Raw genomic sequence first — 11395 nt, 5'->3', positions numbered from 1 at the left:
TTCCGTTCTTTTTTACAACGCGAAGGGAGCGGAGTAATCGGTTCCGTAACCGTAGATCGCCATGGTTGATCTGCCGGTCAGACTGTTGCGCATCTTATCCCGCAATTCTCCGGTAAAATGCCCGGCGGCCTGGCCATCCGCGAACCAGGCGTTCGCCTGGCCGCCGTGGCGGAAACTGACCAGCGGATCAGTGCTCGCGATCAGTGAATCGATTGCCGAATGATGGAAGAAAAAACTCTGTTTATTGTTCTTATTCAAGGTATCCGCCAGCAATGGGGTCATGCTGGGCCGGGACATCTTGTCAAGGAGAATGGATTGAGCCGCGTTGACGGTTCCTCCGATCCACCATTTTTCGCCGATGTACTGCGTCAAATTCCAGACGCCGTAAGTATGCCAGCGCATTCCGGTATAGGTGCCGTCCCAGTCTGGCAGCGGCTTCGAAGGGCAACTGAGTGACTTCATCAGCGGCGATGTTCGCCCGTCATCGGGGTCCGGGGCCATTCCGGCAATAAAATCGGCCCAGGTGTTCATTTTGCTCTCATCCCAGATCAGAAAGACTCCCCAGTTGGAATTCGCATAGGATATGACCTGCGTTCCACACTGCTTGAGGTTGCCGAGACAGGTGACGGCGCGGGCCTTTTCCCGCGCCCGGTTCAGGGCCGGCAGCAGCATCCCGGCCAGAATTGCTATGATTGCTATCACAACCAGCAGTTCAATCAGCGTAAAATTTCTTCTCAACATGGCTTCCATCTCCCTGAGTTTTGTAATTCTTCAATCTTCATAGGGTTCGAACCGGAATGCGACAGACCACTCCCACACGGTTCCGGCGGGGTATTCGGCAAGGTTGTTCTTCCAGGCCGAAACCGGCGTGAAATCCAGCCGGAACAGCGGCTCGCCCCAACTGCGGCAGTCAAGCGCGGTGAAACAGGATTTTTCCCCGGCGACGATGTTCAGAATCGCGTCGGGAAACGAGAACCACATGATGCCGATGCCGTACTTGCGCAGTCCTTTGTTCCGTTCGCACGACGCGGGAATCGTGATCACCTGATCGCGCTGGGATCCGGCGACGATGCCGAGGTCGATCATCGGCTCAACCGGCGTCTGCATGATCGCGCTGAACACCAGCGTATGAGTCTTCATCGGCACTTTCGACGTAACCTTCCAATGCATGGTAAAGCCGGATGGTTCCAGGTCGACCGTCTGCTCGAACGCGGCGGCCTGCCGTACCTTCGCGTTGCCGAGCATGCCGGTGGAGACCAGCCGGACCCGGTTTCCGTCCCGCTTTTCCACTGCGGTCGAAACCGGCGACGCATTTCCCTGAAACATCCGGTCGTCGTAGGATTCGCCCGGATGCTCGTAACTGCCGTAGAGTTCGAGAGATGAGAAGAACTTCTCCTTGCCGGTGAAACAGTTCTCCAGCCTGCCCGACGGCGACACGGTCAATCGGTATTGCGTTCCGCGGTAGTTGAAGGGCTTGGTCAGGGCGCCGGCGGCGGCCCCGGTGCAAAGCACGGCGCAGATTCCGGCCGACAATAACGGTTTGAACCACATGGCGATACTCCTTTCAATCATTTTTCACCAACCCCCGAGATGGTCGAAGACAGCCGGATACGGCCGGTTACGGCGACTACCACCGGAATCGCTTTCCCCGCCGACACGATCTCCAGGCCGGTGATTTTCACATTGGGACGCGGGTTGACGAACTCGCTGACGAACAGCCCCTTTTCGCCGTCGCGGAACACCACCTCGGCGTTGCGGCGGCTCTTCGCCTCCCACCAGTCCGGCAGGTCGTAACGGGTGTCCGCCGCGAATTCATGGGTTTTGCCGTCCTCGTAGCGCAGGATATAGCGCACCGCCGGGCCGGGCTCATTCGCATACATCGCGGTATGCAGCACGTAGATCGTGTTCAGCAGCGCGTTGACCGGGATATCGGCGCGTTCCGGGAAGTACGGCCGTTTTTCTCCTTTCAGCACAATGCAGGAACTGCTGTTGTTTTTCGCCGGGTCGAGAATGCGGAACGGCACTCCGCCCTGCAGCCGTGTAACTCCGGTCGGAATCGAACGGAAATCCGCGCTCGCGCCGAAATCGGTCCAGCCGCCCTGCCGGTCCCCGGCTTTGTCGTCGGAGAAGGAGCGGTTCACTGCTCGGGAGAGGTCAAAATGGAATGCGTCTTTGTCCGCCAGATAACGGACCCGCCCGGAGGCGGCGTCCGGGACCGCCATCGCGAATTTTGAAACGTCCGGCGCGGCGAAGTATTCCAGCAGGCTGCACAGGTACTCCCCGGCCGCGCCGCTTTCGCGCATCCGCTCCGAAGCGGCCAGCTGGGACAGGATCACCTCGCCGCGCCCGACCTTCACGTCGCACAGGATTGCCTTGTAACACTCCGGGTCGCCGCTGGCCGCCAGCGGCGAGACCGCCACCATGCCCGCATCCAGCGGAGCCAGGGCGAAACGGCTCATCCGGCCCTGATTGCCGATCCAGCTGTCCATCTCCTCCTGACGCAGCGACTTGAACACCGGATGGGCCGGGTCCACCAAGGTCGCGAGCGTGCCCGGATTGCCGGAGACGACGCTGTAATTCGCGAGGAACGGCACCTTGCCGCAGAGGCTCTGCTCCATCACCAGCAGCTTGCCGCCGCTCTTCACCCAGCGGAACAGCCGGTCGCCATTGTCCAACACGATCTGGTCGAAGCAGTTGCCGCCGATGATCAGATGTGTGAATTCATCCAGCCGGTCGAAGTTCCTGATCGCCTGCGCCCGGCAGCCGAGCTGCCGCAACACGCCGGTTGTGGTCGGGGTTTTCAGCAGGCCGCGGAATTTGGCTCCGGCGCTGTCGTAGAGGGCGCAGCGGGCGGGCAGCCCGGTCTTGCGGGCCGGAAAGATCGAGAGATCGTAACAGTTGTCGCCGACGCGTCTGCCGTCGCGGAACAAATAGAGTTCGAGCCGGCCGCGCTCGATCCGGCGGCAGTCCGGGGTGCGGTATTCCAGGATCAGGCTCTTCTGCCCCATCGCCGGAACCGTGCCGAATTTCAGCGCGGGAAGCGTGATGACCGTGCCGCTTTCCAGCCGGAACTGCGACACGACTTCGAAATCGCCGTCCTCATTCAGGTCGTTGGTCACGAACACCTCGGCTTTTTCGTCCCGCCCCGCGTAGGGCTGCTGGTTGAACACCCCGGCGGAAACCAGCGTCGGATTGTAGCAGCGGGCGATCCAGTAGAAGGGCGGCATCACCCGCCACTCCTCCGGCGGCGCCTGCGGCAGGTCCGCGACGTGATAGCCGTCGGGAAACTCCCGGACCAGATCGTACCACTGGATATTGGTGTGGCCGCCGAGACACTCCACGCCCGCCCGGCGGTAGATTTCGATCGGGCGCTTCGCGTAGCGGAAACCGTATTTCCGGTAGAGCGGCTTCTTGGCCGCGTAGTCGTCCGGCGTCGCATAGTTGCTGAGCAGGCGCAGGTAACCGCCGACTTCGGGACGCGGATCGCGCAGCATTTTCGCATAAGCCTCCTTGAACGCCGCCGTGTCGCGCGGCATGGCGAGGACCGCCGCGACCGCCTGCTGCGTCAGGTCGCCCCGGTAGCGGGCGCAATCTCCCGGTACGCCGTATTCAGCGTCGATTTTCGGGATCGGACGGTTGAAGTGATGTCGCGCAACCTGCGCATAATAAGTGATATGGCCGATATTTTCCTGCCACGAGCCGCAGTAGGAGCCGCGATACTGGTGATCGTCCGCGACGTCGGTGCGCTCCTTGAGCAGTCCGGACTGCAACGCCTCGATCGACTGCCGCCCGGAGGAGCTGCACACCGGCCGGTTCTGGCGGTCCAGCTTTTTGACCATGCCGTAGAGCTTATCCAGATTCTGCGAGAAATAGAGGTTGTAGTGCCCCTCGTAGATTTCATTGCCGAGCGACCACATCGCCAGACAGGGGCGGTTGTAGTTGTCGCGGATGAACGCCTCCAGTTCCGGCGCGGCTTCGAGAATGCTGTCGTTCCACTTTTTGTCATAGGCCTGATGTCCGCCGGGACCGCTCCAGTCGAAGTAGACCAGCATTCCGATCCGGTCGCAGATTTCGTACAGGCCCTCGAACGGCGTGCCGTCCATGCTGTGCGGCCGGATCATATTCACATGCAGCTGATCCTTCATCATCCGCAGCAGCCGTTCCGACGAATGGCCGATGTTGTTATGGACGCGGCGGACCCACTGGGTCGTATACGTGAACATCCGCGGCTTGAATTTCCTGCCGTTCAGCATCAGCCACTCCCCTTCGGCTTTGAATTCACGGAAACCGAAGGGCTCGAAACCGACCGTGTTGCCCGCCGGGTCGCGCAGCCGCAGCACGTAACGGAACGGGTCCCCGGGAGTCCACAGCCGGGGCGACGGGATCGCGACCGTACCGAGCTCGCTCCAGCCGGTTCCGGCCGGAACCGCAAAGCCGCCGAATTGCCGCGAAGCGACCACGGTATCGCTTTCGGGGTCCACGATTTCGGCGGTCAGCCCGCGACCGGGTTGCGGCGCGATCGTCCGGACCTGGATCGCCACTGTCCCGCTTTTCAGGTCCGGCGTGATCATCGCCCCGGAGACGAAACAGCCGCCCGGCAGCGTCAGCAGCCGCACGCCGTCGCAGATGCCGCCGATATGCGCCCGCCAGCCGGTAGAGCCGCCCTGATAGTCGTATACGCGCACCGCCAGCTCGTTCTTTCCCGGTTTCACCAGTGCGCCGATGTCATATTGGAAACTCGCGGCACGCCCGAAATGCGGTTCCCCGGCGCTTTTGCCGTTGACCCATACGTCGGCGCGGTCCGAAACCCGCCGGAAGTCGAGGATGACCCGCCGGTTCGGGCCGGTCTCTTCCGGCTTTATTTCAAAGGTGCGGCGGTAATAACCGAGCTTGCCCGGTGAGGCGTCCCAGCCGTTGTGCAGCCACCAGCTGCCCGGCACCGTGATCCTCTCCCACCCCGCATCGTCGACGCCCGCCGCGAACAGCCGGTCGCGGATGCCTTCGTCGTTCCGTTCGTCGCGTCCTTTCACGAACGGAACTTTCCGGAAACGCCACTCTCCGTCAAGGGACCGGCACCCCCATTCCGGTGAAACCGGCTTGTGCAGCCGTCCCTCCGGCAATTGCGCGGGCGGCAGCGGAGCCGGTTCCGTGAACGCCGGTTCCTCCGGAATCGTCAGTTCGGCCGCCCCCGACACGAGCGGCAGGCACAACGCGCTGATCAGCAGCAGTTTCATGTTGCGGGATCCTTTCTGAAATCACATTGCGTTATGAGTGGGATTGCACGACCAGAAGCGCGTGGACCAGATCGTCGTGGTCGGCTGGTCGTTGAACAACCGCGAATAGTTCGCATACCCGACATGGCCGTCCACATACAGCACATTCGCGCCGCCGTTATGCACATCGCCGTTGTTGGACAGGAAAGGAGTCGGAGCGCCGCGTTGCGCCAATGTGAGCATGTCCCGTAAAGTCCAGAATTCCAGCAGCAGGTGTCCCGCATCCATCGCCAGCATCGCCTCCGAAGGATGGCGCACCCAGCTCATCTTGCGCGAGTTGACCGTGGTCCAGCCCGCCGTGTAACCGAAGGGGTTCATCCCGTAGGAGACCGGATATTTCATGTTCCCGCCTGCATTGTTCCCCTCCGCCCCGGAAATCTGTGAAGGACAGTGAAACACCGTTCCCTTTTCTGCCGTGCATCCCTCATTGCAGTAACCGAGCGGGTTATTGTAGCCCGGATGTCCCAGATAGCAGTTTCCGAATTCTCCGATCAGCGTCGTATTGAGCTGCATCGTCACATAAAGGATGTTGGACCAGTACCGGCCGCATTCGCATTGATAGGTGACCGGCAGGTAGCCCTTGAACGAGTCGCCGTATCCCTGGAACAGCACGCCCACCTGTTTCAGATTGGACGCGCAGCCCGCCTGTTGCGCTTTCCGGCGCGCTTTCTGCAGTGACGGCAGCAGCAGCGCCGCCAGAATCGCGATAATAGCTATCACGATAAGCAGCTCAATCAGCGTAAAACTGTAGCGGGATAGTCTCCGACGGAGGATTTCGCTCCTGTCGGAGCGACCAGCGCTTTCGCCGCTGGACCACGACCGGCAAGGTGCCGGTGCCGGGTACGGGACGGTCGACAGGCGGAGCAGCGGTCGGCCGGCGGGGAAGGAAGATCCGCAATAACGTGAAGTTGTCTTCCCGCTTTTCTGCGGAAAGACGACTTCACGTTTTTGCTCCGGCTTGCCGCTTGCAGAGCATTGGCGGAGGCGTGAGAGCTTGCTGGAAATAAGGGAGATGCTGAGATTGTTTGGTACGGGGAGAGACGCGGCGCTGGTCGCCGCTTTCTCTCCCCCGAACCCCTCTCTTCTACGCAGAGCGGGAACGAGGGGCCGGGGGAGCAGCGCTCCCCAGCGGGATAAGTAGGAGGAACGTAGTGACGACACACATCCCGTTACCCGGCAGCGGCACCTTGCCGCCTCTCTTTTGCGCAGAGCGGGAGCTGGCGAAGAGACGGGAGGCCGGAGGCGATAAGAAAAACTCATCAGAAATTTGATCAGTGTGATAATTTTCTTTTTCATGGTTTCACCTCATTTCCTTATATTTTGGCGTTTTCCGTCCGTTACTCGACTTCGGTTTCCTGCTCCGCCCTGCGGGAATCGGAGTTGCGGAACACCACCTCGGCGGCGAGATACGCCACCGCGCGCGGCGCCGTTTTCATCGTGCATTTGCAGCTGCGGATCCGGGTGCTCAGATGCCAGTTGCTCAATCCGTAGCTGCCCATTTTGCGTTCGACGATATCTAGGGTGCACTGCGGACAGCGCGCCGTCCATGCTTCGAGGAAGATCGCCTCGGGATTCAGCATATAGGCGGTGTTCACGATGGCCTCGCCGATCACCTCGTAGCGTTCGGCCATCTTCTGCTCGACGTATTTGTCGCCGCCTTCGATGGCCTGTACCAGAAGTTCGGTGGTGATCTCCTGATCCGGCGAATCCATGTATTCAAGAATTTTCGGGCGGCCGCCGTTGGCGATCATGCTCCGAAGCTGGTCGGACAGGACGTGGGAGAGGGCTTTGAGCGCCACCACTCCCCCCCGGCCGTCGTTGGCGATTTCCGCCGTCTCCGTCACTTTCATGTATCCCAGTTCCCCGGCGTGCTTCTGCCAGCCCCGGAACAATTCGCCGTTCAGGAAAAAACCGGCCGTGCAGGAGTCGTCCACCGTGATGAAATTATCGATGTTTTTCGCCGCTCCCCAGAGCTTCTCCATGATCGGATTCAAGTGGGAGATGTTGATCAGGAATGGATCAAGCCCGCACAGTTCGCGGATGAAATTTTTAAGATTGAACGGGCCGATTCCGGGGAAGCTGCTTGAGGAGAACACTTCGCCGCTGTCGAAATCAATGATGCCGGTGCAGGCGATGCCGAGCGCGACCACTTCAGTCCGGGCCTCTCCCATCAGTTGCGGAATCGCCCGTTGCAGGGCTTCCAGAGTCTGTCGGTAGGCTCCCTCTTTTTGCATTTTGAACGGTTCATGATAGACCTTGACCGCTTTGCCGGAGGCGTCGTACAGCACTGCGGTGAAATCCGACAGGATCAGGATGCCGATCGTATAAAAGAAATCCGGCGCGACGTACAGACCGATGGAACCGCGGCCGAGGCGGTTTTCATTTTCCGGGTCGGATTCTCCTTCGACCACATATTGTTCTTCAATCAGCTGGGTGATGTTGGAGGTGACCGCGCCGCGGCTCAACCTGGCCAGAGGTCCGAGGTCCCGCCGGGCGATTCCCGGATTTTTCCAGATCAGTTCCAACAGTTTCAGCATCTTATTGTTCTGCCGCAATTCACGGCTTTTCTCGACGACATCCTTCAAAGACATGGGCACCCCTGCGTTTTGGTTGGTTTCTCTCCTACTATGAGGCCGAAAGAGCTCGTTGTCAAGAGAAATATTGGCGTAATTCCGGGTTCCCATTGTGGTATTTTCATTATTTATGATCAAATATGAATTAATGTGCGGCGGAACGAAGCTCTTCGAGCGCCGGATAACGCACTCCGCCCAACTCGCGGAAAAACACCGGTTTCGCCCAGCGCACCGCATTGCCGATCACCCGGAGAACATTCGGATCGCGGTAGGTCGGGTGGGATTCGTGTCCGGGCTGGAAGTAAAAGACTTTGCCGTAGCCGCGCTCGAAGGTGATCCCGCTGCGGAAGACGTTGCCGCCTTCGAACCAGCCCAGGAATATCGGCTTGCCGTCCTCCGGGATGTCGAAGCGTTCGCCGTACATCTCCTCGTGGGGAAGCTCGAAATAATCGCCGATTCCCTGCGTGATCGGATGAGTCGGAGCGACATTCCAGAGCCGTTCCTTCTCGCCGGCCTCCCGCCACTTCAGCGAGCAGCTCGTGCCGGTGACGGCCCGGAAAATCTTTGAAAAATGCCCGGAGTGCAGTACGATCAGGCCCATTCCCTCCAGCACGCGCCGATGGAGCTTCGCGACGATGTCGTCCCGGACCTCATGATGGACCGCATGCCCCCACCAGATCAGCACATCGGTCGAAGCGATCACCGCATCCGGCAGTCCGTGGTCGGGTTCATCAAGCGACGCAAGCCGGATTTCGAGGTCATCGGCGGCGATTCCGGCGGCGATCGCCGCATGGATGCCCTCCGGATAGACGCTCCGCACCAGCGGATCGTTTTTTTCGTGGCGGAACTCATTCCAGACTGTGACGTTGGTTTTGATCATTTGGGGCTCCAATCTGTACATTTTTGTTTGCACATTTTAATTATGGGCCAAATGAAAACAAAAGTCAAGACCAAAAATAAAATAAATTGTATTTTTTTATCCTGATTTCATATCTATTTAGGATCAAATATGAATTAACGCCATGTGAAAATTTTCTAAAATGGGATTTCGCCCCGGCCGTACGCAGAAGGCGAGATCCCTGATATCTGGCGAAGGGGGGGCTGCCGCTCTCTGCGGCAAATCAGAGTTGCTGCAATCTCCACGGGCAGTGGTCGCAGATGGGCAGTTCGCCGCTTCGGACGGCTGCCCGGTAACGCTCCGCAGCCGGGCTTCGGCAGATCGCTTCCAGCGGCAGCTCTTTGACGTTGCCGGCGGAGAAGCCGAAGTAATCCGTGCAGAAGCCGACCGCTCCGTCGTGCCGGATATGCACCCGGCGGAACGGCGCCTGACAAGCCGGCGCATCCGGCAGCCGGTCCGGATAACTGTGCGGCGTGAAGCGGACCGGAACCGGATGGCTCCGTTTCGCCAGCGTGGCAAGCTGCCGTCTCAGCATGGCCAGATAGGCCGCATCATCCTCCCGCCGCCACGCTTTCAGTTCGGGATAGTCGCAGCCGAAGTTTTCCGCGCTGAACTTCCGGTAGGCGGCGATCTCCGCCGGGGTCAGGTACATCAGCTGCTGCAATACGATTTCGTCGGGGCCCAGCTCCGCCAGTTGTTCCGGCAGCTCCGCCAGCTCCGCGACGTTCGCATCCGAAACGGTGGTCAGGAAAATCAGTTTGCCTCTGCGTTCCCGAATCAGCTCCAGATTCCGCCGCACCCGGTCGAACACGCCGGAACCGCGCACCGCGTCATGCACCGCGCCGAAGCCGTCGATGGAGAGATGGATCACGTCCGGATATTCGCACAGCAGCTCCGGCATCCGGTCGATCAGAGTGCCGTTGGTGACCGCCGCGACCCGGAATCCCTCCTCCTTGAGCCGCCGGGCCAGCCGGGGGAAACCGGAATAGAGCAGCGGTTCGCCGCCCCAGAGGGTGATTTCCGGTTCCGGGGTGTCGGCCAGCGCCCTGACTTCGCGGGCGAGCCGCAGCCACGTTTCCACGGGAAGTTCGGATTCTCCCGCCGCCAGCATTCCCTTCGACTGTCCGCAGAAACGGCAGTGAAGATTGCAGCGTCCGGTCAATTGAAAGTGCGCGCCGCGCAGTAACATTGTCTCAGCCATACCAGTCCTCAAAGCAACAGCTTTTTCCTGAACTTCTCGCCTGACGTTGAATCAGGGATTCTTATTTTTCGCCGAAGTAATCCTGCTTCATCAGGAGCGTTTCGATGGCGGCGATCTGGGTTTTCATCAATGGCGCGGAATAAACGGCGCGCTTTTCGGCTATGCCGCCGTTTGCCATCGCCTTGCCGAGCAGGTCGTTCGCGGCGTAGAGATCATCAATGGTCTCCTGAACGTTGAACCTGCCCGGCGAGGTCGGCAGCGGAGGCCAGCGCGAATCCGAAACATAGCTGGATTCGATTGCATTCATCGCCTCTTCCAGTTCCGGGACATTGCCGAGCATCTGCCGCAGTGCGACGACGCCGTCGTAGAGTGAACGGCAGACCGGGTCGAGAATGCGGGAATAACTGGTGTTCGCCCATGCCTTGCTGGTGCCGCCGTGCCATGCCGCACCGTTTTCGATGCAGTCGACCCGGTCGTTGACGATCGGAGTCGCGGCGGAGGCGATCACATCGGAGGGTGTGGAGAGCTCGTAACCGGTATTGCGGGCGAGGTCGAGCAGCTGCCTGAACCGCGTGACTGAACCCGGTTCCGGTTCGAAAAAGCGCGCCTGATTGAACTGCTTGACGTAGAAGTAGGCGGAGGAGCCGATATATTCGGCATCTTCCGCATAAGGCATGATGAAACTGCCGGAATGGCCGATCCGCCCGCGCCATGTTTCAAGCATCGACTGGATTTCATCCAGCCCGACCGGAGTTTCGCGGCATCCCTCGGTGGCTCCCATCAGATACCACAGCATCGGGTTGGCCATGCAGTCGCTTCGGAAGATCATGTTCAATCCGTTCGGAGCGACCGACGGATTGGTCAGAAACCGGAGGTATTCCGGCCTGTTCCTGATATACTCCTCGATTTTGAAAAGATGGTTTTTGTTGCTGTGTCCCTGGACATCGTAAGCAAGGCCGGTCGCTTCGCGGATTTCCGGGAAAGAGAGGAAGAAGCTGTCGGCATCCATGACCAGATTGTTGAAACCGGCCTCCTTGTAAAGCTCCGGCAGGCTGCCGGCCCAGCCGCATTCCGGGTTCCAGCCGGTTTCGGGACGCACGCCGGTATAGGCTTCCCAGGCGTCGAGTCCGCGCTTCAGTGAATGCAGTGCAACCTCGGGCGGGATATTGGCGAGCATCACATGGATGAACGGGGAGCCGACCGGCTCGATCCTGCCGTCGGCGATCAGTTCTTTCAGCAGCGCCAGCACTTCCGGAGTTTCCCCGGCCATCACTTCAAGGGTGCGGCCGGAAGCCTCGAAGGCAATGCGGTATTCTCCGTCTCGGACCAGTTCGAAAAGCGGCCGGTAGCAGTGTTCGCATACCCAGGCGCGGCGCGCCGGGTCAAGCTGCGAATACTGGATGTTGGCATGGGGCATGAAAATAATCTTTTGAGACATCGTAAATTCCTT

General features: G+C 59.9%; 8 protein-coding genes. All 8 read right to left on the bottom strand.

All coding sequences use genetic code 11. From position 1 onward, the window contains the following. Window positions 1-12: 12 nt before the first annotated feature. On the bottom strand, window positions 13-741 hold the full coding sequence (locus C8D82_RS13735) for a type II secretion system protein (RefSeq protein ID WP_207776135.1): 729 nt from the start codon (window positions 739-741) through the stop codon (window positions 13-15). A 30-nt stretch (window positions 742-771) separates the two neighbouring features. Then, window positions 772-1551, bottom strand: coding sequence for a hypothetical protein (locus C8D82_RS13730; RefSeq protein ID WP_116884860.1), 780 nt, complete (start codon window positions 1549-1551; stop codon window positions 772-774). A gap of 17 nt (window positions 1552-1568) precedes the next feature. Next, complete coding sequence (locus tag C8D82_RS13725; RefSeq protein WP_116884859.1) at window positions 1569-5234, bottom strand: glycoside hydrolase family 2 protein; 3666 nt, start codon at window positions 5232-5234, stop codon at window positions 1569-1571. Between the two features lie 21 nt (window positions 5235-5255). After that, entirely contained in the window at window positions 5256-6434 is a 1179-nt protein-coding gene (locus C8D82_RS22170) for a prepilin-type N-terminal cleavage/methylation domain-containing protein (RefSeq protein ID WP_277353643.1), read from the bottom strand. Between the two features lie 176 nt (window positions 6435-6610). Next, complete coding sequence (locus C8D82_RS13715; protein WP_165833084.1) at window positions 6611-7864, bottom strand: ROK family transcriptional regulator; 1254 nt, start codon at window positions 7862-7864, stop codon at window positions 6611-6613. A gap of 127 nt (window positions 7865-7991) precedes the next feature. Further along, window positions 7992-8726 carry a ThuA domain-containing protein gene (locus tag C8D82_RS13710; RefSeq protein ID WP_116884856.1) on the bottom strand — a complete coding sequence of 245 codons (735 nt, stop codon included), beginning with the start codon at window positions 8724-8726 and terminating at the stop codon, window positions 7992-7994. 241 nt (window positions 8727-8967) lie between these two features. Continuing rightward, on the bottom strand, window positions 8968-9945 hold the full coding sequence (locus tag C8D82_RS13705) for a radical SAM protein (RefSeq protein ID WP_116884855.1): 978 nt from the start codon (window positions 9943-9945) through the stop codon (window positions 8968-8970). 61 nt (window positions 9946-10006) lie between these two features. Further along, window positions 10007-11383, bottom strand: a complete 1377-nt coding sequence (locus C8D82_RS13700) for a glycoside hydrolase family 38 N-terminal domain-containing protein (RefSeq protein WP_116884854.1) — start codon at window positions 11381-11383, stop codon at window positions 10007-10009. Window positions 11384-11395 lie beyond the last annotated feature (12 nt).

This window comes from Victivallis vadensis (genome assembly GCF_003096415.1).
In the GTDB taxonomy this organism is placed as follows: Bacteria; Verrucomicrobiota; Lentisphaeria; order Victivallales; family Victivallaceae; genus Victivallis; species Victivallis vadensis.
The sequence above is the reverse complement of the archived record's forward strand: the minus strand, read 5'-3'. Positions and strand labels throughout refer to the sequence as shown.